The 23,163-nt window shown below is 62.9% G+C and carries 23 protein-coding genes and 1 pseudogene; 19 read left to right on the top strand and 5 right to left on the bottom strand.

Annotation, left to right across the window (positions count from 1 at the left end):
* Both frc and DK391_RS19335 read left to right on the top strand, forming a co-directional pair.
* A partial coding sequence (gene frc / locus DK391_RS19340) for a formyl-CoA transferase (protein WP_109479577.1) occupies positions 1-960 on the top strand: 960 nt, incomplete at its 5' end.
* A 60-nt stretch (positions 961-1,020) separates the two neighbouring features.
* Positions 1,021-1,578 carry an NADP transhydrogenase subunit beta gene (locus DK391_RS19335; protein ID WP_109479576.1) on the top strand — a complete coding sequence of 186 codons (558 nt, stop codon included), beginning with the start codon at positions 1,021-1,023 and terminating at the stop codon, positions 1,576-1,578.
* 74 nt (positions 1,579-1,652) lie between these two features.
* Here DK391_RS19335 and DK391_RS19330 read toward each other — a convergent pair whose 3' ends face one another.
* Together DK391_RS19330 and DK391_RS19325 are read right to left on the bottom strand one after the other, a co-directional pair.
* Positions 1,653-1,910 carry a hypothetical protein gene (locus DK391_RS19330; protein WP_109479575.1) on the bottom strand — a complete coding sequence of 86 codons (258 nt, stop codon included), beginning with the start codon at positions 1,908-1,910 and terminating at the stop codon, positions 1,653-1,655.
* Between the two features lie 96 nt (positions 1,911-2,006).
* Positions 2,007-2,951, bottom strand: a complete 945-nt coding sequence (locus tag DK391_RS19325) for a LysR family transcriptional regulator (protein ID WP_109479574.1) — start codon at positions 2,949-2,951, stop codon at positions 2,007-2,009.
* A 347-nt stretch (positions 2,952-3,298) separates the two neighbouring features.
* Here DK391_RS19325 and oxlT point away from each other — a divergent pair, with 347 nt between their 5' ends.
* The 3 genes from oxlT (at position 3,299) to DK391_RS19310 (ending at position 7,226) form a co-directional block, all read left to right on the top strand.
* Complete coding sequence (gene oxlT, locus DK391_RS19320) at positions 3,299-4,639, top strand: oxalate/formate MFS antiporter (RefSeq protein WP_109479573.1); 1,341 nt, start codon at positions 3,299-3,301, stop codon at positions 4,637-4,639.
* A gap of 33 nt (positions 4,640-4,672) precedes the next feature.
* Complete coding sequence (locus DK391_RS19315) at positions 4,673-5,707, top strand: LysR family transcriptional regulator (protein ID WP_109479572.1); 1,035 nt, start codon at positions 4,673-4,675, stop codon at positions 5,705-5,707.
* Positions 5,708-5,774: 67 nt separating this feature from the next.
* Entirely contained in the window at positions 5,775-7,226 is a 1,452-nt protein-coding gene (locus DK391_RS19310) for an aldehyde dehydrogenase family protein (RefSeq protein WP_109479571.1), read from the top strand.
* A gap of 83 nt (positions 7,227-7,309) precedes the next feature.
* On the opposite strand, the gene DK391_RS19305 is transcribed toward DK391_RS19310, so the two are convergent.
* On the bottom strand, positions 7,310-7,933 hold the full coding sequence (locus DK391_RS19305; protein ID WP_109479570.1) for a LysE family translocator: 624 nt from the start codon (positions 7,931-7,933) through the stop codon (positions 7,310-7,312).
* Positions 7,934-8,080: 147 nt separating this feature from the next.
* The gene (locus tag DK391_RS19300) at positions 8,081-8,638 is read right to left on the bottom strand and encodes a hypothetical protein (RefSeq protein WP_109479584.1); all 558 of its coding nucleotides are present in this window, start codon (positions 8,636-8,638) and stop codon (positions 8,081-8,083) included.
* Between the two features lie 362 nt (positions 8,639-9,000).
* Between DK391_RS19300 and DK391_RS19295 the strand changes: the two genes are divergently transcribed.
* The 5 genes from DK391_RS19295 (at position 9,001) to DK391_RS19275 (ending at position 14,648) form a co-directional block, all read left to right on the top strand.
* A complete protein-coding gene (locus DK391_RS19295) occupies positions 9,001-9,789 on the top strand; it encodes a hypothetical protein (RefSeq protein WP_109479569.1) in 789 nt (262 codons plus the stop codon).
* 18 nt (positions 9,790-9,807) lie between these two features.
* Positions 9,808-10,737, top strand: coding sequence for a glycosyltransferase family 4 protein (locus DK391_RS19290; protein WP_109479568.1), 930 nt, complete (start codon positions 9,808-9,810; stop codon positions 10,735-10,737).
* 280 nt (positions 10,738-11,017) lie between these two features.
* Positions 11,018-12,469: a M23 family metallopeptidase gene (locus tag DK391_RS19285; protein ID WP_109479567.1), complete on the top strand. Its 1,452-nt coding sequence runs from the start codon at positions 11,018-11,020 to the stop codon at positions 12,467-12,469.
* Between the two features lie 293 nt (positions 12,470-12,762).
* Entirely contained in the window at positions 12,763-14,184 is a 1,422-nt protein-coding gene (locus DK391_RS19280) for a DUF2252 domain-containing protein (protein ID WP_109479566.1), read from the top strand.
* 212 nt (positions 14,185-14,396) lie between these two features.
* Positions 14,397-14,648 carry a GlsB/YeaQ/YmgE family stress response membrane protein gene (locus tag DK391_RS19275; protein WP_109479565.1) on the top strand — a complete coding sequence of 84 codons (252 nt, stop codon included), beginning with the start codon at positions 14,397-14,399 and terminating at the stop codon, positions 14,646-14,648.
* A 107-nt stretch (positions 14,649-14,755) separates the two neighbouring features.
* Here the strand turns inward: DK391_RS19275 and DK391_RS19270 are convergent, their stop codons facing one another.
* Positions 14,756-15,616 carry a polysaccharide deacetylase family protein gene (locus DK391_RS19270; protein ID WP_109479564.1) on the bottom strand — a complete coding sequence of 287 codons (861 nt, stop codon included), beginning with the start codon at positions 15,614-15,616 and terminating at the stop codon, positions 14,756-14,758.
* Positions 15,617-15,898: 282 nt separating this feature from the next.
* On the opposite strand from DK391_RS19270, the gene DK391_RS19265 reads away from it, so the two are divergent.
* The 9 genes and pseudogenes from DK391_RS19265 to gndA all read left to right on the top strand — a co-directional run bounded on the left by DK391_RS19265 (position 15,899) and on the right by gndA (position 22,973).
* On the top strand, positions 15,899-16,774 hold the full coding sequence (locus tag DK391_RS19265; RefSeq protein WP_109479563.1) for a LysR family transcriptional regulator: 876 nt from the start codon (positions 15,899-15,901) through the stop codon (positions 16,772-16,774).
* 106 nt (positions 16,775-16,880) lie between these two features.
* Complete coding sequence (locus DK391_RS19260; RefSeq protein ID WP_109479562.1) at positions 16,881-18,131, top strand: D-amino acid dehydrogenase; 1,251 nt, start codon at positions 16,881-16,883, stop codon at positions 18,129-18,131.
* 49 nt (positions 18,132-18,180) lie between these two features.
* Positions 18,181-18,403, top strand: a pseudogene (locus tag DK391_RS19255) (amino acid ABC transporter substrate-binding protein); the annotation flags it as partial.
* A gap of 49 nt (positions 18,404-18,452) precedes the next feature.
* On the top strand, positions 18,453-19,229 hold the full coding sequence (locus tag DK391_RS19250; protein ID WP_109479561.1) for an SDR family oxidoreductase: 777 nt from the start codon (positions 18,453-18,455) through the stop codon (positions 19,227-19,229).
* A 71-nt stretch (positions 19,230-19,300) separates the two neighbouring features.
* Positions 19,301-19,534, top strand: coding sequence for an oxidoreductase-like domain-containing protein (locus tag DK391_RS19245; RefSeq protein ID WP_109479560.1), 234 nt, complete (start codon positions 19,301-19,303; stop codon positions 19,532-19,534).
* 58 nt (positions 19,535-19,592) lie between these two features.
* Positions 19,593-20,438 (top strand): NAD-dependent protein deacetylase, encoded by an 846-nt coding sequence (locus DK391_RS19240; RefSeq protein ID WP_109479583.1) that lies wholly within the window; start codon positions 19,593-19,595, stop codon positions 20,436-20,438.
* 40 nt (positions 20,439-20,478) lie between these two features.
* Positions 20,479-20,643, top strand: coding sequence for a hypothetical protein (locus DK391_RS45330; RefSeq protein ID WP_239482884.1), 165 nt, complete (start codon positions 20,479-20,481; stop codon positions 20,641-20,643).
* A 10-nt stretch (positions 20,644-20,653) separates the two neighbouring features.
* Complete coding sequence (locus DK391_RS19230) at positions 20,654-21,268, top strand: DUF938 domain-containing protein (protein ID WP_109479559.1); 615 nt, start codon at positions 20,654-20,656, stop codon at positions 21,266-21,268.
* A gap of 295 nt (positions 21,269-21,563) precedes the next feature.
* On the top strand, positions 21,564-22,973 hold the full coding sequence (gndA, locus tag DK391_RS19225) for an NADP-dependent phosphogluconate dehydrogenase (protein WP_109479558.1): 1,410 nt from the start codon (positions 21,564-21,566) through the stop codon (positions 22,971-22,973).
* Positions 22,974-23,163: the final 190 nt, after the last annotated feature.

Here is a 23,163-nt window from a genome sequence, read left to right as displayed (position 1 = left end):
TTCGCGCCCGGCGCGCTCGATCGCATGGGTTTTACGTGGGAACGCATCCAGGAACTGAACCCGAAGATGATCGTGGCCTCCGTAAAGGGCTTCGGTCCCGGTCCTTATGAGGACTGCAAGGTGTACGAGAACGTCGCGCAGTGTGTGGGCGGCGCGGCATCGACGACAGGTTTCGATGACGGCCCGCCCGTGGTGACGGGCGCACAGATCGGCGATAGCGGCACGGGCCTGCATCTGGCACTCGGTATCGTCACCGCGCTCTATCAGCGCACGATGACAGGCCGTGGCCAGAAAGTGCTCGCCGCGATGCAGGACGGCGTGCTGAACCTGTGCCGCGTGAAGCTGCGCGACCAGCAGCGTCTCGAACGCACGGGCGTGATGAAGGAATATCCGCAGTACCCGAACGGTACGTTCGGTGAAGCGGTGCCGCGCGCGGGCAATGCATCGGGTGGCGGGCAGCCGGGCTGGATTCTCAAGTGCAAGGGCTGGGAGCACGATCCGAACGCGTACATCTACTTCATTACGCAGGCACCGGTGTGGGTGAAGATCTGCAACGTGATCGGCAAGGAAGAGTGGGCGACCGATCCGGAGTACGCGACGCCGACGGCACGCCTGCCGCGCCTGAAAGAGATCTTCGCGGAGATCGAACGCTGGACGATGACGAAGACCAAGTTCGAGGCGATGGAAATCCTGAACAAGTACGACATTCCGTGCGGCCCGATCCTGTCGATGCAGGAGATCGCGCAGGACGAATCGCTGCGTAAAACCGGCACGATCGTCGAGGTCGATCACCCCGTGCGCGGCAAGTATCTGACGGTGGGCAACCCGATCAAGCTCTCGGACAGCCCGACGGACGTCACGCGCTCGCCGTTGCTCGGCGAACACACGGATGAAGTGATGGCCGAACTCGGTTACTCGTTTGAACAGATCGAAGCGCTCAGAACCGCGGGCGCGATCTGAGCGCAGCACGGACTGAAGCACAGAACCAACACGCGCAAACGCGCGACGCAAGGAGATGACATGCCGGATGATGCGGGCTTCATTGCGTGGTCGGGACTCGAACGGCTGGAGCTGTATGTGTTCGTGTTCTGCGGCGCATTGCTGCTGGCGATCGCGTCGACCTCGATCATCAACCGGTTCGCGCGCGGCAAGCGAAACGCGCGGCAAGGCGCAGCAGGCGACAAGGTCGTCGATCTGCTCGCATTGGGATTGTGTATCTGGCTTGGTTACGCTTTTGTCAACGAGCCTGCGCAGTTGCCCGGTGCCGCAGCGCTATTCGCCGTGAGCTTGCTGGCCGCTGCGCTCGGCGCGCACGTGATGCTGACCACGCACGAGCATGCCGCACATGCCGCCGCGCATTGTGGCGTGACAGCGCGGCATAGCGCATCGCTGCGCGTCGCATGGGACGACGTGCCGACGCGCATGCAAGCCGCCGACGATTTCACGCAACGCTGGACATACACGAGCCAGCCGCGCCGCACGCAGGCGCGCTGCCTGTCAGCAGCGAGGCAGATGCATCTGACGCACGCGGCGATGCGCGAGCGTAGCCGTCAGCGCTATTCGATCAAACGTCACTGAGGAAAACAGAAGGTGTTCGCGCTATCACGCAGCGCGAACACCAGAGAGAGTCATCGATGAACTGCAACCCTGCGTCATTGAGCGACAGCCCCGCGATAGAACTGGTTCTTCCGGTCGAAGATCAGTTGCGCGAGAAAGTCCGCGTCATAGGCGTTGAGCAGATGCGACTGAAAGCGCTCGATATAAGCCGTGATGCGCGCGACTTCATTGCTGACATCGTCGAAGAAATCGAGCGTGGCCTGGCTCCAGCGGAACCGCAGGCCGAGATCGCTGAACGCGGCGTTGTAGGCGCTCAGCAGCGCTTCATTGTGCAGATCGGCAGACTGATTCATTGCAATGCTCCCATGTCGAGTGACGAGGCTCGTCAGAAGCATAGAAGCCGCAATGATTCCGCAATAGTTAAAGTTTTATTGGCAATCCATAGCGCGTCATTTATGGACGGCCAGTTGATTCACGCGCGTGATCTGCTCGATCAGATTCGCGCCTTCTTCCATCAGAAAGCGCTTGAACGCTTCGGCAACGGGCGGCAGCCGCTTGTTCTTGCGATGCACGACATACCAGTTGAGCATGACGGGGAAGCCTTCGACATCGAGCACGACGAGATGTCCGACCTGCAATTCGAGGCTGATCGTATGCGCGGACAGAAAGGCGATGCCCATGCCCGCGATGACGGCCTGCTTGATGGTCTCGGTGCTCTTGATCTCCATGGCGATCTTGAGGTTCGTGAGACGCCCCGCAAAACCTTCTTCCATCGAATTCCAGGTATCCGAGCCGCGTTCACGCACCACGAACGCTTCGCTCGCGAGTTGACTGATCTTGATGTTGCGCTTGTTCGCAAGCGGATGCGTGGGCGCCGCGACGATCACGTACGGGTGCGGCGCGAACACTTCAGTGATCGCGTCCATTTCCTGCGGCGGACGCACCATCACCGCGAGATCGGTCTGGTTCGTCGACAGTTGATGCAGCAGCTCTTCACGGTTGTGCACGGCAAGATTCAATTCGACGCCCGCGTAACGGCGCGTGAATTCGGCCAGCAGGCGCGGAAAGAAGTAGTCGCCCGCGCTGATCACCGCGACGTTCAGCTTGCCACCCGATATGCCCTTGAGCTGGCCCATCGCTTCATCGACTTCATGAAATTGCTGAATGATCGCGCGGCTGTAGTGAAGCATCTCCGTGCCGGCGGGCGTCAGATAGATCTTCTTGCCCAGCTGCTCGAACAGCGGCAGGCCCGCATGTTCTTCGAGCTGTCTGACCTGAGTGGAAACGGCAGGCTGCGTGAGGTGCAGTTCTTCCGCCGCACGCGAGAAGCTCAAGTGCCGCGCCACGGTCTCGAACACTTTCAGCTGGCGCAGGGTCGCGTTACGCATTGTCATGGCAGATGTATAAGCGAAGATGAATCCTCATGGTAACAAACTTTAATTATCAGTAATTCAGCATTGACCCTAGCATGGATTCTGTAATGGACGATTCGCAGCATCAGCATCGGGTTAACGCTTAAAACAAGGCCTGATGCGACGAAAGCGACAACAGATAAAGAGCAGATTTAACAGGTTTGGTAAAGCAACCGGTAATTCGGCTTAAAGGTTTCTTAGAAAAGCAGTCGCGGAATTGGCATGAAGAAATACCCGAAAGCGGTCAAATCGGGACACAACTATAAGGTGGCATGCATACAGACCGGCGCTTTGGCCGGCTGCCCTAAATAGATAGCGGAGACAGGCACATGAACAGCATTTCACAGCAAGCTCCAGTTGCGTTCTGGCGCAACCGCTGGTGGCAACTGGCATTCGGCGTTCTATGCATGGCGCTGGTCGCCAATCTGCAGTACGCATGGACGCTGTTCGTTACACCGATGAGTACCAAGCATCATTGGGGGCAGGCTGAAGTTCAGCTCGCGTTCTCGATCTTCATTCTCACGGAGACGTGGCTGGTGCCGGTGGAAGGCTGGCTCGTCGACCGCGTCGGTCCGCGCCCGGTCGGGGCAGGCGGCGCGATCTGCGCGGGTCTCGCATGGGTGATGAACTCGTCCGCGACGACGCTGCCGGAGTTGTACATCGCTTCCGTGATTGCCGGTGTCGGTGCAGGCGGCGTGTATGGCACGTGTGTCGGCAATGCACTGAAGTGGTTTCCGGACAAGCGCGGTCTCGCTGCTGGCCTGACGGCAGCCGGCTTTGGCGCAGGCGCGGCTGTCACCGTGATTCCGATTGCCAACATGATCAACGCCAAGGGCTACGAACATACGTTCCTGTTCTTCGGCATCTTGCAAGGCGTGGCGATCTTCGTGCTGGCCATGCTGCTGAGAAAGCCGGAAGGCGTGAAGGTGCAGGCAGTGAAGCGCAAGTTCGCGGTCACGAAGCAGGACTACACGCCGGGTCAGATGATCAAGTCACCCGTGTTCTGGGTCATCTACGTGTGTTTCGTTGCAGTCGCTGCCGGCGGCCTGATGGCAACGGCGCAGATCGGTCCCATCGCCAAAGACTTCGGCCTCGCGAAACTGCCGATGACGATGTTCGGCATGACGCTGCCGCTGCTGACCATGACGCTGTCCATCGACAACATCTGCAATGGCTTTACGCGTCCGCTGTGCGGCTTCATCTCCGACAAGATCGGCCGTGAAAACACCATGTTCGCGATCTTCATCGGCGAAGGGCTGGCGCTGCTGGGCCTGATGCAATACGGCCAGAATCCGTATGCGTTCATGACGTTCGCTGCGCTGATCTTCCTGTTCTGGGGCGAGATTTTCTCGATCTTCCCGGCCATCTGCGCGGACACGTTCGGCAGCAAGTACGCAGCGGCAAATGCGGGCACGCTTTATACGGCCAAGGGCACGGCATCGCTGATCGTGCCGATCGCTTCCGTGCTGGCGGCAACGGGCGGCTGGAACCTGGTGTTCATCGTATCGGCGGTGATCACGATTGCAGCGGGTGTGTCGGCGAAATTCGTGCTGGCGCCGATGCGCGCTCGCTGGATCGCGTCTTCGAACGAAGCGTCGCACGAACTCGAGCCGGAACTGGCGGCAAGCGGACCGGGCCTGCGTCACTGGCCGGAACAGACGGGCGAATAAACCGGTTTCACTTCTCCAAGGCGACTTGAACACATGAACGTATCGTTGCAGCAATTGAAGGTGTTCGTCGCCGTCGCGCGCCAGCGGAGTTTCACCCGCGCTGCGCGCGAGTTCGATCTGACGCAATCGGCCGTGAGCCGCTGCGTGCGCGAGCTCGAAGAGGCGATTGCACTGCGCCTGTTCGACCGCACCACGCGTCAGGTCGAACTGACCACAGCCGGCTCGCGGCTCGAACGGCGCATCGGGCGCCTGATCGAAGACGTCGAGCTGACGCTGCGCGAAGAGCGCGCGGCACACGAGGAGCACACGGGCGTCGTGGTCGTCGCATGCGATCCCGTGACCTCGTCGGGATGGTTGCCCGAGCGGCTCGCGCGCAGTGCCGCACTTTTCCCTGATCTGATCGTCACCGCGAAGGAACAGCCTCAGCATGCCGTGCTCGCCGCCATCGAACAGGGCGAAGTCGATTTCGGCGTGCTGTGCGACGCAAACGTGGCGGGCGCCGACGCCTTTCATACCCAGCCGCTCGTCTCGACGCCACTGTGCGCCGTGCTGCCGCAAACGCATCCACTCGCCGCAGGTGCCGCGCTTCACTGGGAGGCGCTGCGCAACAGCAAGGCAGTTGGGCAACTCGTCACGCTCAATGCAGAGGCTGGCACGCGCAATGTGACGGAGCGGGCACTGAACATGCATCGCATCGATGCGGCGCGCGCCAACGAATGCGGTCATCTCGCAGCAGCGCTGCGCATGATCGAACTCGGTCTCGGTATCGGCGTGCTGCCGGTGGACCCACATGCGGATTCACACGTCACGACGCTGCCGGCAGGGCTGGTCGTGCGTCCGCTGGTGCCGGAAGTCGCAGTGACGACGGTGCTGGTGCGCCGCCGCAACCGCTCGTTGCGCCCGAATGCAGAAGCCGTCTGGGCGCTATTTGCCGGCAAGGAACTGCCGGCGCATGCTGATGAAAGCGCGCAGACTGACACAACCGCCGTGAAGCCAATCACGAAGTCAGTCGCGCACGAACCGATGCCGCGCGTACCCGATGACGAGGCGCTCATGCGAGCCTCATAAGCGCGGGTGCGGGCGGTTCAGCCAACGGTTCGCGAAGCAGTCATATCGCAATCGGAAGGAGTATGTGATGCACACTGAAACCGACCTCAAACGCCATGATCTTCTCATCGACGGAAAGCGGCTGCCGCCCGGCACCGGCGAATACACGATCGACATCAACCCCGCGACAGAAGAGCCGATAGCGCTCGTCGCGCAAGGCAGCGCGCAGGATGTGGATACAGCCATCAAGGCCGCGCGCGCCGCGTTGAAAGTCTGGAACGGTCTGCGTGCGGCCGAGCGCGGCCGCATTCTGATGCGCTTTTCCGAAGTGCTGCGCGAGCATCAGGATGAAATCGTCGCGCTCGAAAGCCTCGACGCGGGCAAGCCGCTCGCAGCCGTCAAACGTCAGGACGTGCCCGCCGCCATCGACACGCTCGCGTACTACGCGGGCTGGTGCGACAAGATCAACGGCCAGGTCGTGCCCGTGCGGCCCGATGCGCTCACGTACACGGTTCGCGAACCGGTCGGCGTGGTCGGGGCGATCGTGCCGTGGAATTTCCCGCTGATGATCGGCATGTGGAAGATCGCGCCCGCGCTCGCGTGCGGTTGCACGATGGTGGTGAAGCCGGCGGAGATCACGCCGCTGTCGGCATTGCGCATCGGCGAACTCGCGCTGGAGGCGGGCGTGCCGCCCGGCGTGCTGAACATCGTGACGGGCAAGGGACGCGTGGTCGGTGATGCGATCGTCGCGCATCCCGGTATCGACAAGGTCACGTTCACCGGTTCGCCGTCGGTCGGGCGCGGCATTCTGCAAGGCGCGGCGGGCAACTTCAAGCGCGTGACGCTGGAACTCGGCGGTAAATCGGCGAACGTGATTTTCGCCGACGCGAATATCGACAAGGCCGTGCGCGCCGCGGCTTCCGGCATTTTCTTCAATACGGGTCAGGTGTGTTCGGCCGGTTCGCGCATTCTTGCGCACCGGGATGTCTACGACGAAGTGGTCGAGCGGCTTGCCGCGCGCGCGAAGGCGATCAGGGTCGGCGATCCGTCGGAGGCCGACACGACCATGGGGCCGCTCGTATCGGCGTCGCAGATGAAGACCGTGCTCGATTACGTGGAAATCGGCAGGAACGAGGGCGCGTCGATCGTGGCAGGCGGCGCGCGCGTCGGGCAGAAGGGTTTCTTTGTCGAGCCGACCGTGTTCGCGAACGTCGAGCACGAGATGCGTATCTCGCAAGAGGAGATTTTCGGGCCGGTGGCGAGCGTCGTGCGTTTCAACGATGAAGACGACGCCGTGCGTATCGCCAACGGCACGCTGTATAGCCTCGCAGCGGGCGTGTGGAGCGCGGATATTGGCCGCGTGCATCGCGTCGCGCACGCGTTGAAGGCGGGCACGGTGTGGATCAACACCTACGGCTACACCGATGTGCGCCTGCCGTGGGGCGGTTCCGGCGATTCGGGTTTCGGTCGCGAACATGGCGATGTCGCCATCGAAAACTTCACGGAGCCGAAGGCGATCTGGCTCGCGCTGGAACACTGATCGCGATATCGAAACAAAAAACGGATCGGACGTTTATCGCCCGATCCGTTTTTTTCCGCTGGTTGCGTGCGCTGCCGGACGCTTCAACTCGTGCGACGCACCAGCAGAAAGCTCACCCCGATCGCACCCAGAAATGTGCCGCAACACCGGTTGAACCAGCGGCGGACGGTCGCGCGCGTCAGCCACTTGCCGAGATACATGCCCTCCCACGAATACAGCGCGATCGCGAACCATTCGAGCACGAGGAAGCTCGCGCCGAGCACGGCGAACTGCGGCAGCATCGGTTTCGAAATATCGACGAATTGCGGCAGGAACGCGGTGAAGACCAGAATCGCCTTCGGATTGCCCGCGGCCACGAAGCATTCCTGGCGCGCGATGCGCCATAGCGAGGCGTCGTCCTGTTTGAGCGCGTCCATCGGGCCGGCATCGCTGCGCCACAACTGGATGGCGAGCCAGATCAGATAGGCGGCGCCCGTCAGCTTGATCGCGAGAAAGAACAGTTCGGATGCGTGCAGCACGACGGCGAGACCTGTGGCCGCCAGCACGAGCATGCCGGCAAACGCGACCAGCCGTCCGCTGCCTGCCACGAACGCGGTCATGAAACCGTGTCGCGCCGCGACGTTGATCGACAGCAGATTGTTTGGCCCAGGGGCCATGTTGATCGCGAAGCACGCGGGAAGAAAGAACAGCCAGGCGGTGAGAGACATGACGGCTCGCTCGGATAGGCCGCCGCGCGCCGCGGATGTTGCGGTGCAGCGGCAGATTCAGAAGGGGAACATCCGATTGTAGCGAAATGCCGGCTGTGGCGAACGCCGCAGCGGAAGAAACGCGCGCCGCGCCGGGCGGCGTGATGGCTAGCGGACAGGCTGAAGCGCGAGCCGGAAAGACGGGTCACGGACGATCGTGTCGATGCTGAGTCTCACGACATCGTCGAGTGCGAACGCGCGATTGGTGAACTTCTGACGGATCAGGTGGACCGTGAAGCTTTTTGCAAAGACGGTTTCCTGTGTCGAAGCATTGGTGACGAGATAGCAGATCGTCATCGTCCACGTGGCGGGCGAGCGCACGTCATCGACCGATAACGCTTCGATGCGGCCGCTCAACACCAGTTTGTCGTGCGTCGTCACGGCGATTCCCGACTTGCGCCACGCCGACACGACAGACTCGCGCACGGACGGCTCGATGCCTTTTTTCAACACGATCGATGTCGTCGCCGTGTTGGCGACGCGGTCGAACGTGATGTGGCCTTCACGCGCCGGCATGTATGCAAAGTTGCGAGCGGAATCGATGACGAGTTGATTGCGGACGGGCGCAGATTCCGTCGAACTCGAGCGCGGCACGAAGAACGAACACGCAGAGGTCAGGAGCGCGAAGCAGGCGATGCTGGAGCGTTTGAGCAGAATCGGAGTCACGGCGATGATGCAGCGGATGGCGCTGTAAGAGGAAGGTCGAAAGGTAAGAGTCTGTCGGGCGGACGCTTCGGCGAACATGAGACGTGTCCTAAAAATGATCGTGCCACGTCGGAATAGTGTGGGAAATGGGTAAAAAGTGATGGCGATCAATCGCAATGCTTGAAGACTGAAACCCAATCGCGACGCGGTTCGCAGTCCAAAAGCCATGGTTCGAGCCAAACCGGATTGTGCGATGTCAACGTGCCGGCGAAACATCTCAATAAAGTGGGCGCCCTATCGCATTAAGACTGCTCTGACATTCTTTTTCCGGACAGTCGGCCATACTCATCCGCGCTCATTTTTATCACGACAAAGGCTCCATCATGCTCGACACGTCCGCACTCCAGACGATGAAACCGATGTTCATGACGCCGTGCTACGGCGGCACTGTCACGGTGAGTTTCACGAATAGTCTGCTCGCGCTCACTAACGCCTCGTGGCAGACGGGCATGCAAGGGGCGATGCGAGTCCGTTCAGGCGAAAGCCTGATCACGCGGGCGCGCAATGAAGGCGTCGCCGAATTTCTACTCGATACGAGCCGCACGCATCTGTTCTGGATCGATGCTGACATCGGCTTTTCGGTCGATCAGGTGTTCCGTCTGCTGCTCGCCGATCGCGATGTCGTGGCGGGCGTTTATCCCCTCAAGCGGTTCGACTGGCCCGGCGTGTTGCCCGGCGGACTGACGCAGGAAACCTTCGCCGCACGCTATTTGCGCTATCCGGTGAACGCGCATGACGGTGTCTCTTCCGCCATCGATAACGACGGCTTCCTCGAAGTCAGCGAAGCGCCGACGGGATTCATGTGCATCAAGCGCAGCGCACTCGAAACGATGATCGCGCAATTGCCAGAACTAAAATACGTGCCCGACGGTCCGCCCGATTCGCCGCTGTACGATCTTTGCTACCGCTTTTTCGACGTGATGGTCGAGCCGTCGACCAACCGCTATCTGTCGGAAGACTATGCGTTCTGCCGACGGTGGCGCGATATAGGTGGCAAGGTATTCGTCGATACGCAATCGAAGTTGTCGCATCAAGGCATCTACACGTGGCATGGTGACTTTGGTGCGTCGCTGGCGGCCAGTCCGCAGACGGCGGTCGGCGGTGAAGGCTGACGCGCAGCGGGTCGACACATGGAAACCAATGAATTGAGCGCACGCGCGCGAGGCGGCACGGAACTGATGCTGCAGGCGCTTCACGCGCGGCTCGACCCAGAACTGCTACAACAGTTTCAGATCATTCCCTCTCGCGTGCGTTCGCTCGATAGCGAGCGTAAGCGCATTCTTTGGTTGCATAACAAGCCGTGCCGCGAAGAATCCAGTTTCCTGGAGCAGGCTGAGCGTCGCGCGGAGTTCGCGGGCATTGTGTGCGTGTCGCACTATCAGGCGGCGCTGTATCAGATGATTCCTGGTGTGCCGTATTCGGACATGATCGTGTTGCAGAACGCGATCGAACCATTCGACGCCTACGTGCCACGGCGCAGCGAGCGTATCCGCCTGATCTATCACACGACGCCGGATCGTGGTCTGGAAATTCTGGTGCCTGTTTTCGAGTTTTTGGCGACACGTCATCCTGATATTGAACTCGACGTTTATTCGAGCTTCAGCATCTACGACTGGACGGAGCGCGACAAGCCGTATCAGGCATTGTTCGAGCGATGCCGCGCGCACCCGCGTATCCGCTATCACGGCGCACAGCCGAATGCCGTCGTGCGCGACACGCTGAGTCGATCCGACATCTTCGCGTACCCGAACATCGAGCCGGAAACGAGTTGCATCGCGGCGATCGAAGCGATGTCGGCAGGCTGTCTGACCGTCTGCGCTGCGTATGGCGGCTTGCCGGAAACCTGCGCGAATTTCGCGAGACTCTATCCATTCAGCGAAAACATGCAGGATCACGCGCAGCGTTTCGCAACCGTGCTCGACGATGCCATTTTAACCGTCCGTCAACGGCGGGTCGAAGACGAATATTTGCGTACACAACAAGTCGAGTACTTCACGCGTTTCTATTCATGGGATCGACGCGCTCGCGAGTGGGACGCGTATCTGCGTAGTCTGCTGTAGCGGCGGCATTCGCCTTGTCGTTCGCAATCGGCCGCGACTCACGATTCTTAAATCCGGCAACGAAAAATTCAGATAGTTTTAAGCGAATTAGGAATGAACTGATTCAGTCGACTCGCATCGCTCCCTAAACTTGACGCTTCACTTGTCGGGCTACGCGGCGCGAAGGAGCGACCAGAAGGTCGCGGGATCGAACGATCCGTGTTCGCCACGCGCCGCAGCCGTGCCTTTCCAGCACAGCCGCTGATGCCCGCCGCCCTTTTATCCAACGCGAGATCCTGACGTGAATCAATTGCGCTCATTCCTCGCGCGCGGGCAGGGCATCCCTGCGGCAGCGCTCTGTTCGCTGCCGGTCAACCGCAAGACGCTTTCGAGCGTGGCCGCTTTCTCGGCTTTGTGGATTGGCGCGTCGGTCATGCCCGGCACGTCCTCTGCAATGGCCGCCCAGAAGGCGCACAAACATGGTTCCGCTCAGAAGCGGCGGCACCATCATGCGGTTGCACAGGAGATGACAACGCCTCGCGCGCAAACCGCCACTTCGCTCCATGCCGGAAGGCCGTCGCTGCATGACGCCGATCGCGCACTGATCGATCCCATCGACAATCCTGCAGACGATGTTTTGCCCGAGCCGGCTTCCGTCCGCACCGCAGACGATCCAGCCATGCAGCTCAAACCTTCTTACTCGACCACGTCGATCAACGTGCGCATGCCCTCGAACGAACTCGTTCTCGGCACGGTGTGCGCAACCACGCCGACGATGTGTGTGCCCGTCGCGCATGACCGTTCCGCTGATGCGCACGAATGGTCGGGCCGCGTGACCCGCGAAGGCGTGCCCGACGAAAGCGCGCAAGCCACGACGCCATTCGGCGACGTTACTGCTTTCGGCACGTCCGGCGATGCGCTCCGTTCGAGCCCTGGTGCGATCGATACGACACTGCGTGAGTCGCTGACGCAAGCGGGCTTTCCAGCTTCGGTGGTCGCGCAGATCGGCGGTATTTTTGCCGGGCATGTCGATGTCGATGCGCCCGCTCAGGCAGGCGACGAATATCGCATCGTGATGGATTCAGCGCATCAGACGGGTGCATCGCGCATCGCGTCGCTTGAAATCCGTCTGAATGGCCGCGTCTACGATGCGTTGTGGTTCACCGCGCCGGGCGCGTCACAAGGCGCTTACTACAGTTTCGATGGCGCGCCGATCGCGAGCGAACCGTTTGCGATGCCGCTGGATTACCGTCGCGTGAGTTCGCCGTTTGGCATGCGCATTCATCCCGTCTACGGCGAACGGCGCTTCCACACGGGCGTCGATCTGACTGCACCCGCCGGCACGCCGATCTATGCCGCCGCCGCCGGGACTGTCGAGCTGGCCGTCAACGGACACGGTTATGGTAAGCACGTCGTCCTGCGTCACGACGATGGTTATTCGACCTATTACGCACATATGGCGACGTTCGCGGCAGACCTCAAGGTCGGCGAGCGCGTCGAGCAGGGCCAGGTGATCGGCTATGTTGGTCGCACGGGCACGGCAACGGGTCCGCATCTGCATTACGAAGTGCGCAAGGACGACCATCCTGTCGATCCTCTGACGCTGACCGCCCATCAGTTCGTCGCGCCGTTGTCGGGTACTGCGCGTCTCGCGTTCTACGAGCGCGTCGATGCCGCCCGCACCAGCCTTGCGTCGCTGGCGTCGCCGGTTACGCGCGTCGCACTGATTCTCCAGCCGCCGCGCTTCTTCTGACGCGGCAAGCGACGGCGCGCTCCGCGCCGTCGTATCTTTCCTTCCTTCCTCCATCTTATCGAGTCGGCGCTGCTTCAGCGGCGTGGACTTGCGCGCCCGTTCCCAGCAGGATTTAATACAGTCCATCCGATGGACGTCAGCGGCCCCGTCCTTTCGCCGCCGCGTTGCAACGCAACACGAACCACACGATTCATTCTCGCCAGACTCGAAGCCGTCATATTCACGAAACATCTTCGAGCTACGCGATTGCAGTGCGCCCCGATGCAAGCTGATTCACAAGAACGGAGAAAAGCATGAAGGCCAGCACCATCGCGGAACGGGAAGCCAGTGGGCGCGCGGCCCGCGAACACGCAAAACGCTCCAGCCACCGCGCGATCGGCCCTATGCATCGCAACCCCGTCGATCTGCTGCGGCAAAGCAGCGAGGGGCGCGTCGAGCGCCTGGTGCCGCTGCGCTACGGGCGCATGGCCGTGTCGCCGTTCACGTTCTATCGCGGCAGCGCGATCCTGCAGGCGCACGATCTCAGCATGACGCCGCATACCTCGCTCACGCTGCCCATCTGCGGCGACGCGCATCTGCTCAACTTCGGCGGCTTCGCGACGCCCGAACGCCAGCTGATCTTCGATCTGAACGATTTCGATGAAGTCTCCACCGCGCCCTTCGAATGGGATCTGAAGCGGCTGGTCGCGAGTTTCGTGGTGGCCGCGCGGCACATGCGCTTTAGCCGCGGCGTCGCGTATGACCTCGTGATGACAGCCGCGAACCAGTATCGCGACCGCATGGCGCAATATGCGGAATCGGGTGCGCTGGAGTTGTGGTACGAACGGATCACGTTCGATCGCATGGTCGATATGGCGGTGAACGCCGAGAACCGCCGGCTGATCCGGCGCGGGATGGAAAAGGCCGCCACGCGCACGCACGAAAGCATGCTCGACAAGCTGTGCGACCGCGACGGCGATCGCTATGTGATACGCGACATGCCACCGAGTCTGTTTCACGTGCATGGCACGGGCACCCTGTTCGAGCCGGAGGACGACTGGTTCAGGATCGGCGACTGGCGCAAGCTGATTTCCGATACCTACGACGGCTATCTGAAGACACTCAACGAAGACCGCCGCGATCTGCTCAGCCAGTTCGCGCTGCACGATCTTGTGTTCAAGGTGGTCGGTGTGGGCAGCGTGGGCACGCGCTGTCTCGTGCTGCTGACGGCGGATGCACACGGCAAGCCGCTGTTTCTGCAGATCAAGGAGGCGCGGCGTTCGGTGATCGCGCAGCATTTCAAGGCAGGGCCACGCAAATCCGAGCCGAAGCATGAAGGCGAACGCGTCGTGCTGGGCCAGCGCATGCTGCAGGCGGCCAGCGATATTTTCCTCGGCTGGTCGACGGGGCCGTCGGGCCGGCATTTCTATTTCCGCCAGCTGCGCGACATGAAACTGACACCGGGCGTCGACCTGTTCGATGTCGATCAGCTGAACGGCTACGCGCGCCTGTGCGGCTGGGCGCTGGCGCGCGCTCATGCAAAGGCGAGCGGCAAGGCGATCGAGATCAGCGCGTATATTGGACGCAGCGACCAGTTCGCCGAAGCGCTGGCCGAGTACGCGGCGGCCTACGCCGATCAGGTCGAGCGCGATTATGACGTCTTCATGAAGGCGTGCCGCAGCGGCGAACTCGAGGCGCGCACCGACGAGGACATGGCCGCCGATTTCCGGGTCTGACTGGCGCGTTCCCGCCGCAATCGGCCGCAAGTGGCCGCACGTGGCGGGCATCGGCTATTGACAATGGCGCGCGTTCGAGAGGCTGTGTCCGATGGCGCGTGTCGCGAAACGGTACAGTCGCGTGATGCAGCGGTGCGTTCGGGCCGCGCATGACGCCGTCTGTAGCGGGTAGTAGCTGGGCACCGTGGTGCTAACTCTGATCGGAGGTTCGCATGCTTTCCCTCATTGGCACGATAGTCGTCGGCTTGGTGGTCGGTCTGATTGCGCGCGCGCTGAAGCCGGGCGACGACAGCATGGGTCTCATCATGACGATCATCCTCGGCATTGCCGGCTCGCTGGTCGCGGGCTATGTCGGGCGGGCGCTCGGCTGGTATCAGCCGGGGCAGGCGGCAGGCTGGATTGCGTCGGTGATCGGCGCGATCGTGCTGCTGGTCATCTATCACATCGTCCGTCGGCGCGTGTAGGCGCGCAGTCTGACGCGCGGCGGTTGCGCGCGCGTCAGTCGCCCGGCGTATCGCGCGCGGCGGCGCCGATCAGTTCGTCAGTTCGTCCGATGCCGCCCGCATCACCTTCACGCGTCGCGCGCGTCGCGCAGCGTCACGAAGCGCAGTCCGCGCGCGCGCACGGTTTCGATCAGACGCGGCAGCACGTCTAGCACGACGGGCTTGCCGGACGCATCTTTTGCCGCGCTCGCGTCGTGCAGCAGCAGGATGTCGCGCGCCGCAAGGCCATCGACGAGCCGTTCCAGCACGCGCTGCGGATTGCGCTCGCGCGTGTCGAAGCCGCGTCGCGTCCACGCAGCCAGCCTCAAGTCGAGCGTTTGCAGCACGGGTTCGAGGAACAGGTTGCGCAGCCCCGCGGGCGCACGGAAGAACATCGGGCGTTCCCCCGTCAACGCTTCGAGCGTGTGCTGCGCGGCGTCGATTTCGCGCGTGAGTCCGCGCGGCAAGGTTACCGAGAAGGTGTGCACGTGCAGCTGCGAGTGATTTTCGACCTCGTGCCCGCGCGCGACGATGTCGCGCATCAGCGCCGGATGCTGCTGCGCGCGTGCGCCGATGCAGAAGAAGGTCGCGCGCACGCCATGGGCGTCGAGCAGATCGAGCACCTTGGGCGTGACGATCGGGTCGGGACCGTCGTCGATGGTTAGCGCGACGGCGTCGGCGTTGCGCGGCGTGTCGGGCAGGCGCGTCCAGTTCGCGCCGAGCAGCGACGAGCGCGGCCACAATCCGATCGACACCACCACCATATGGCTCGCGAAAATACCCGCGAGCCACCACGGCCAGTGCGACGGCGCGAGCATCCAGCCCGCGAGCATCGCGACATGCCACGCAATGGTGGCGTTGAACATCGGCGGATTGCCCGTGTGGGGCCAGCGGCGGGCTGGCGCGGCGCGCGTGGCGGCGCGCATCAGCGGCGGATTCGGTTGATTCATGATGCGTTTCGTCTGCCGGTTTTCGTGGCGACATGCCGGCAGGACTGTCGTAAGGCACGTCCAAACGCGAACGATACCATTGGTGCGCGTCTCGTCTCGAAATTGGCAGGGTTGGAAAGAGAACGCCACGCAAGGTTCCCTGACGCCTGCAAAACGGCACTTGCGGCAAACGCAACCGGGATCAGAATCACAAGCCGGGCCGCAGCGCAAAGCCTGGGATCGGGACGGGAACCCGGTATCCTTAACGCCTTTCCATTTGTCCGCCAAGCGCGGAACCGCGCCATGCGCCTGCGCCATATCGAAGTATTTCACGCCATCATGCGTACCGGTTCGCTCTCGAAAGCGGCCGAACTGCTGTGCGTGTCGCAGCCTGCCGTCAGCAAGGTGCTGGCGAACGCGGAGCGCAGCGCCGGGCTGACGCTCTTCAACCGCGTGCACGGCCGTCTGCAGCCGACGCGCGAAGCCGAACTGCTGTTCTCCGAAACGCAAAAGCTGCAGGCCAATCTCGACAGCATCCGGGATCTCGCGCGCAATCTTGCGCTGCAGCCCGAAGGGCATCTGCGTATCGGCTGTCTGCCGAGCCTCGGTCTGAGCCTGATTCCACCCGCCATCGAAACGTTTCGCGCCGCCTATCCGCGTGTCTCGCTGCGCATCCAGACGCGCCACACGGACGAACTGCTCAACGCGCTGCTTACGCGCGACCTCGATCTGGCCGTCGCGCTGAATCCGCCCGCGCGGCCCGGCATCGCCGCCGTCGAACTGGGGCGCACGCCCGTCGTGTGCGTGGGGCACCGCGACGAAGACGCGAGCGGCGCGCCGATGAGCTTGCAGGCATGTGTCGAAGGCGACTGGATCGGCATTGGCGATGCCGATCCGCTCGGCGAGATGATCGGCAATGCGCTCGAAGCGCTGGGTCTCGACGGCCACGCGCCAGCCGTCGAAGCGCACACGTGGCATGTCGCCCGCGCACTCGCGGCACGCGGCATCGGCCATGCGCTGCTCGACGAGCTGACCGCGAAAAGCGGTGCGGAAGCCGTGTCGATTCGGCCGGTCGAGCCGCCGTTGTCGGTCGGCGTGTTCGCGTTGTGGCGCGACGGCGGATTGACCTCGCAGGCGGGCAACGCGTTCGTCGACGTACTTCGCGCACGCTTTCCATAGAGCGGACTTAACTTCAGGTTATACAACCCCGCATCTCGTCATTTGATACACCGTTTTCGGCGCGCGACACTTGCCTGCACTGTCATCGCAAAGGTAGTGAGCGTTCATGCATGTGTGTGTCCTCGGAGCGGGCGTCGTCGGGCTGACGACGGCCTGGAGTCTGGCCCGCGACGGTCATGACGTGACCATCGTCGAAGCGCGCGGCGGCGCGGCGCTCGAAGCGAGCTTCGCCAACGGCGGCCAGTTGAGTTACAGCTATGTCGCGCCGCTCGCCGATCCTGCCGTGTTGCCGAAGCTGCCCGCGTGGCTGCTGCAACGCGATTCGGCGCTGCGCTTCATTCCTCGCCTCGATCCACAGCAATGGCGCTGGTGCGTCGCGTTTCTGCTCGCGTGCCGCAGTCAGCGCGCAAGGCAGACGGCGCTCGAATTGCTGAGCCTCGGCGCGCTGAGCAAGGCGGCGCTGCATGAGATCGTCGAGCACGAGTCGATTGCATTCGATTACGTGCGCAACGGCAAACTGGTCGTCTATCGCGATGCGCAAGAGTTCGAGCGCGCGCGCCGCAAGATGGAACTGCTGGTGGCAGCCGGTTCGGATCAGCGCGCACTCGACGCCCACGCGTGCGTGGCGCTCGAACCGGCGCTTGCCCGCGCGCAGCCGATGCTTGCAGGCGGCATTCACACACCATCGGAAGAGGCGGGCGACTGTCATCGCTTTGGCGTCGCGCTCGCCGATGCGTTGCAGCAGCGATACGGCGTGACGATCCGCTATGAGACGCCGGTGCTCGAACTCGTGACTGAAGGCAAACGGATCGTCGCCGCGCGCACCGTGAAGGGCGACATCGAAGCCGATGCATTCGTGGTCGCGCTTGGCCTTGGCAGCGTGCCGCTGCTCGATGCGCTCGGCGTGCGTCTGCCCGTTTATCCGCTGACGGGCTACAGCCTCACGATCGATAACGCCGTGCCGCGCGACACGCCGCGTGTCAGCGTGACGGACCTGCATCGCAAGGTAGTGTTCGCGCCGCTTGGCGGGCGGCTGCGGATTGCCGGCATGGTCGAGATCGCCGGACTGAGCGATGCGCAGCGCGCGCCGCGCATCGAACTGCTCAAGCGCCAGGCGCAGGAAATCTTCCCCGCTGCCGGCGACTACGCGAGCGCGCAGACCTGGTGCGGTCATCGTCCGGCGACGCCCGACTCGAAGCCTTTGATCGGCCGCACGCCGTACGGCAACCTCTGGCTCAACACGGGCCACGGCGCGCTCGGTTTCACGCTCGCATGCGGCAGCGCGCGCGTGCTCGCCGATCTGATCGCGGGCCGCGAGCCGTCCGTCGATGTCGCTGCTTACGCATATGATCGCTGAATCCGTTGCACACACATCCATAACGGAACAGCAGCGACCATGACAACAACCGATGTCGGAAGGGTATGGCTGCATGCTCCGCAACGATGATCCCGGCTTCAAGAAACTCACCGATGGCGTGATCGCGCACTTGCAAACTTCCGGCGCAGCAGCGAACCTTTATCAGAAGTGGTTCACAACCCATTCCGCCGAAGCGCATCAACCTGAACGAGCCGTTGTCGGCGGAGATGAAACAGCTGTTCGCGAAGCCGAACGATCGCGCGCCCGATTGATGGGCATGCGTCGCGCCGCGTCGTGAGCAGCCCGACCTGGAGATACGGTGTGACGCAGACAGCAGAGACAACACAGACCAAGAAGGTAGCGCTGGTAACGGGCGCAGGCAGCGGCATCGGCAAGGCGACGGCGCGCAAGCTGCTTGCCGGCGGCTACAGCGTCGTGCTCACAGGGCGCCGGCAGGCACCACTCGATGCGCTCGCAACCGATGCAAAGGCGCAAGGCCAGGACGCGCTCGCCGTCGCCTGCGACGTGACGGACGCCGCCAGCGTCGCCGCGCTGTTCGACGCGATCCGGCTGCGTTACGGCCGCCTCGATGTGCTGTTCAACAACGCGGGCCGCAATGCGCCGCCCGTCGAAATCGACCAGATCGAACTCGACGACTGGCGCTCCGTCGTCGATACGAATCTCACGGGCGTGTTTCTCTGCACGCGCGCGGCCTTCGGCATGATGAAAGCGCAAACGCCGCGCGGCGGGCGCATCATCAACAACGGCTCGATTTCCGCGCATGCGCCGCGTCCGTTCAGTATCGCGTACACGGCGACCAAGCACGCGATCACGGGCCTCACCAAATCGGTTTCGCTCGATGGCCGGCCTTACGACATCGTGTGCGGCCAGATCGACATCGGCAATGCAGCAACGGAAATGGCCGAACGGATGGCGCGCGGCGTGCCGCAAGCGAACGGCACGATCGCCGTGGAGCCGCTGATGGATGTCGAACATGTCGCCGATGCCGTGCTGCATATGGCGAATCTGCCGCTGTCGGCAAACGTGCAGTTCATGACGATCATGGCGAGCAAGATGCCGTTCGTCGGGCGCGGGTGACGCACGTGTGACACAACGTGGCGCGGGCAGTCGACTTATACTGGACGCTTCCCCAACCATCGGAAGTGAATGTGACTGCTGACGAGGCCACGCGCCCGAACGCGCCCGTCGACGGCGACCCGCGCCCCATTGCGCCCACGCCGCCCGAGCCTGGCGATTGCTGTCAAAGCGGCTGCGACCCGTGCGTGTTCGATATGTACACGGATGAACTCACGCGGTATCGCGAGGAACTGGCCGCGTGGGAAGCACGGCATGCGCAGCCGGCGGGACACGACGGCGAACACGCGCCGCGCAGCCAGCCGTGAGTCTGCGCGTGATTCAGCCGTCCGCATTCCTTCGCTGCCGCGACGCATCGTCAACCTCATGTCCACGCTGATCGAACCACACGCGCTTGCCGCGCTGCATGACTTCGTCGAACGGTATCCACGGCTGTTCGTGCTGACGGGCGCGGGCATCAGCACCGATTCCGGCATTCCCGGTTATCGCGATGAAAACGGCGAGTGGAAGCGCTCGCCGCCCATCACGCTGCAGGAGTTTCTCGGCTCCGTCGCGTCGCGCCAGCGTTATTGGGCGCGCAGCACGGTTGGCTGGCCGGTCGTCGCGAAGGCCCAGCCGAACGCCGCGCATCGCGCGCTGGCGAGGCTCGAAGCGGCCGGACATGTCGATACCCTCGTCACGCAGAACGTCGACGGCCTGCATCAGCGCGCGGGCAGCAGCGACGTGATCGAACTGCATGGCAGCATCGGCGAAGTGACGTGCATGGATTGTGGGTCGCATCACACGCGCAGCGCGATCCAGCAAAGGCTGATCAACGAGAACCCGGCCTTGCTGCATGTGATCGCCGAGCCTGCCGCCGATGGCGACGCGCATCTCGAATGGCAGGACCTCGGTTCCTTTCGCGTGCCGGCGTGCCCAAATTGTGGCGGCCTGCTCAAGCCTGCCGTGGTGTTCTTCGGCGAGAACGTGCCGAAAGCGCGCGTCGAGGCGGCCACGCACGCGCTCGATGCCGCCGACGCGATGCTCGTGGTCGGTTCGTCGCTGATGGTGTATTCGGGTTATCGCTTCTGCGTATGGGCGCAGAAGATGGGTAAGCCGCTCGTCGCGATCAATCTCGGTCGCACGCGCGCCGACCCGCTGCTGTCGCTGAAAGTGGAAGCGCCGTGCGGTGACGCGCTCGCTGCGTTGGCAGGGCGGCTCGCGGCCGACTGACGGCAGCGCATCATCGATCATCCACTCGCAAGGAACGCCGATGCTCACATCGATGAAAGAACGGAAAGCGTGGCACGGGCAGCCGCATGAATGCTCGCGGCAACCCGGCGCGCCCGTTACGCGCAAGCGGATACCGGATGAGAGTTTCGACACGCTCGCGTATGATCGCGACCTCGTTGAACGGATGGGCACCAGCCTGTACTGAATGGAACGCCATGACTACGCCTGACCTCAACCTGCGCCAGCACGCACCCGCCGCCGAGCGTAACCGTGAGCCGATTCTCGCCGTGCTCGCCCGTGTGTTGCCTGCTTCGGGCACCGTGCTCGAGATCGCGAGCGGCACGGGACAGCACGCCATCCATTTCGCAGCGGCGTTGCCGCAACTCGTCTGGCAGCCAAGCGACGCCGACGATGAAGCACGTGCGTCGATTGCCGCGTGGACGGCGCATAGCGGCCTCGCCAACGTGCGCGCGCCGCTCGCGCTCGACGTGCGCAACGCGTCGTGGGGCATCGAGGCTGCCGATGCCATCGTCTGCATCAACATGATCCATATTTCGCCGTGGGCGTCGGCGCAGGCGCTGATCGACGGTGCTGGACGACTGCTCGGGCCGGGCGGCGTGCTGTTCCTGTATGGACCGTACCGGCGCGGCGGTGCGCACACGGCCCCGAGCAATGCCGCTTTCGACGCGCAATTGCAAAGCCGCAATCCCGAATGGGGTGTGCGCGACATGGAAGCCGTGGTGGCACTGGCGGACGCCGCCGGTTTTATCGCCGAAGCACCCGTCGAGATGCCGGCCAACAACTTCAGCCTCGTATTCAGGAAACGATAGAGGCTGTAGCAGGTCAGACGATCGGGTCTGCGGTTGCGACGCAGGCATGCATGGACGCCCACGGTGCGTCTGGCAGACTAAGCTTGAGAGCAGCAGCGGCGCACGCCCGGTAGCAGGCACGAAAGCGTGGCGAAAGCCCGCATGCATCGTCGATGCCGAACACAGAGCGGGCGCGAATCCGGCAGATAAGGCGGTCGCGAGCGTCCTCGCGTTATTTCTTTTATTCTTTCATCCTCGCCGCCGCGGCGCGCGGGTCGGCGCGGTGTCACGACTTAATGGAATCTGGAGAATTCACATGGGCAAACAGGCAATCGGCGTAGTGGGGCTGGCGGTGATGGGCCGGAATCTGGCGCTGAACATCGAAAGCCGTGGTCACGCGGTCTCCGTGTTCAACCGCACCCGCGAGAAAACCGACGAACTGATCGCGGAGTTTCCCGACCGTAAGCTGGTTCCGACCTACACGCTGGAAGAATTCGTCGAGTCGCTGGAAAAGCCTCGCCGCATCCTGATGATGGTGAAAGCGGGCGCCGGCACCGATGCGACCATCGCCGCGTTGCAGCCGCTGCTGGATAAGGGCGACCTTCTGATCGACGGCGGCAACACGCATTTCACCGACACGATTCGCCGCAATCAGGATCTGGCCAAGTCGGGTCTGCACTTCATCGGCACGGGCGTGTCGGGCGGTGAGGAAGGCGCGCTCAAGGGCCCGTCGATCATGCCGGGCGGCCAGCGCGAAGCGTATGACCTCGTTGCCCCGATCCTTACTGAAATCGCCGCGAAGGCGCCGGACGGCGAGCCGTGCGTCGCGTACATGGGGCCGGACGGCGCGGGCCACTTCGTGAAGATGGTGCACAACGGCATCGAATACGGTGACATGCAGTTGATCGCCGAAAGCTATTCCGTGCTCAAGGAAGTGGTCGGTCTGTCGAATCAGGAACTCGGCGCCGTCTACACCGAATGGAACAAGGGCGAGCTGGACAGCTACCTGATCGAGATCACCTCGAAGATCTTCGACAAGAAGGACGAAGAAACGGGCAAGGATCTCGTCGACGTGATCATGGACCGTGCCGCGCAAAAGGGCACCGGCAAGTGGACGAGCCAGAACGCGCTCGACCTCGGCGCGCCGCTGCCGCTCATCACGGAAGCCGTGTTTGCGCGCGTGCTGTCGTCGCTGAAAGATCAGCGCGTGGCAGCCAGCAAGGTGCTCGAAGGGCCTGCCGCGAAGCCGTTCACGGGCGACCGCGCCGCGTTCATCGAAGCCGTGCGCCGCGCGCTGTACTTCAGCAAGGTGATTTCGTACGCACAGGGCTTCGCGCAGCTGCGCGCGGCATCGGACGAATACAAGTGGGATCTCGACTACGGCACGATCGCGAAGATTTTCCGCGCCGGCTGTATTATTCGCGCCCGCTTCCTGCAGAAGATCACCGACGCCTACGCGAAGGACAAGCAGATCGCCAACCTGCTGCTCGATCCGTATTTCCGCGACATCGCGGCGAACTATCAGGCTGCGCTGCGCGAAGTCGTGATCGCCGCGACCACGGCGGGCGTGCCTGTGCCGGCGTTCTCGTCGGCGATTGCGTACTTCGACGGTTACCGTTCGGCGCGTCTGCCGGCGAACCTCGTGCAGGCGCAACGCGACTTCTTCGGCGCGCATACCTTCGAACGCCTCGACAAGCCGGGCAGCTTCCACGCGAACTGGTCCTGACGGAACGGGCAGATCGGCGCTGAGCTGGGTTAGCGCGCCGATCCGTCGAATCTGGACGCCCCAGCGCCTTCACGGCGCCGGGGCGTTTTTCAATTGCGCGCGGGCATTGTTGCGATTAGTGCGCGTATTTTGGAATACAGTGTTGCAAATATTTGATCTCAATAATTGTTCTGACCTGACGTGCAACGGA

Origin of the sequence: Paraburkholderia sp. C35 (assembly GCF_003121405.1) — a bacterium.
Taxonomy (GTDB): domain Bacteria; phylum Pseudomonadota; class Gammaproteobacteria; order Burkholderiales; family Burkholderiaceae; genus Paraburkholderia.
This window is presented reverse-complemented; position numbering and strand designations above follow the sequence as displayed.

What these genes read in the sequence shown, in the direction of transcription:
- DK391_RS19335 (WP_109479576.1), top strand. Translation starts at nt 1,021, where the DNA reads ATGCCGGATGATGCGGGCTTCATTGCGTGGTCGGGACTCGAACGGCTG.
- DK391_RS19330 (WP_109479575.1), bottom strand. Translation starts at nt 1,910, where the DNA reads ATGAATCAGTCTGCCGATCTGCACAATGAAGCGCTGCTGAGCGCCTAC.
- DK391_RS19325 (WP_109479574.1), bottom strand. Translation starts at nt 2,951, where the DNA reads ATGACAATGCGTAACGCGACCCTGCGCCAGCTGAAAGTGTTCGAGACC.
- oxlT (WP_109479573.1), top strand. Translation starts at nt 3,299, where the DNA reads ATGAACAGCATTTCACAGCAAGCTCCAGTTGCGTTCTGGCGCAACCGC.
- DK391_RS19315 (WP_109479572.1), top strand. Translation starts at nt 4,673, where the DNA reads ATGAACGTATCGTTGCAGCAATTGAAGGTGTTCGTCGCCGTCGCGCGC.
- DK391_RS19310 (WP_109479571.1), top strand. Translation starts at nt 5,775, where the DNA reads ATGCACACTGAAACCGACCTCAAACGCCATGATCTTCTCATCGACGGA.
- DK391_RS19305 (WP_109479570.1), bottom strand. Translation starts at nt 7,933, where the DNA reads ATGTCTCTCACCGCCTGGCTGTTCTTTCTTCCCGCGTGCTTCGCGATC.
- DK391_RS19295 (WP_109479569.1), top strand. Translation starts at nt 9,001, where the DNA reads ATGCTCGACACGTCCGCACTCCAGACGATGAAACCGATGTTCATGACG.
- DK391_RS19290 (WP_109479568.1), top strand. Translation starts at nt 9,808, where the DNA reads ATGGAAACCAATGAATTGAGCGCACGCGCGCGAGGCGGCACGGAACTG.
- DK391_RS19280 (WP_109479566.1), top strand. Translation starts at nt 12,763, where the DNA reads ATGAAGGCCAGCACCATCGCGGAACGGGAAGCCAGTGGGCGCGCGGCC.
- DK391_RS19275 (WP_109479565.1), top strand. Translation starts at nt 14,397, where the DNA reads ATGCTTTCCCTCATTGGCACGATAGTCGTCGGCTTGGTGGTCGGTCTG.
- DK391_RS19270 (WP_109479564.1), bottom strand. Translation starts at nt 15,616, where the DNA reads ATGAATCAACCGAATCCGCCGCTGATGCGCGCCGCCACGCGCGCCGCG.
- DK391_RS19265 (WP_109479563.1), top strand. Translation starts at nt 15,899, where the DNA reads ATGCGCCTGCGCCATATCGAAGTATTTCACGCCATCATGCGTACCGGT.
- DK391_RS19260 (WP_109479562.1), top strand. Translation starts at nt 16,881, where the DNA reads ATGCATGTGTGTGTCCTCGGAGCGGGCGTCGTCGGGCTGACGACGGCC.
- DK391_RS19240 (WP_109479583.1), top strand. Translation starts at nt 19,593, where the DNA reads ATGTCCACGCTGATCGAACCACACGCGCTTGCCGCGCTGCATGACTTC.
- DK391_RS45330 (WP_239482884.1), top strand. Translation starts at nt 20,479, where the DNA reads ATGCTCACATCGATGAAAGAACGGAAAGCGTGGCACGGGCAGCCGCAT.
- DK391_RS19230 (WP_109479559.1), top strand. Translation starts at nt 20,654, where the DNA reads ATGACTACGCCTGACCTCAACCTGCGCCAGCACGCACCCGCCGCCGAG.
- gndA (WP_109479558.1), top strand. Translation starts at nt 21,564, where the DNA reads ATGGGCAAACAGGCAATCGGCGTAGTGGGGCTGGCGGTGATGGGCCGG.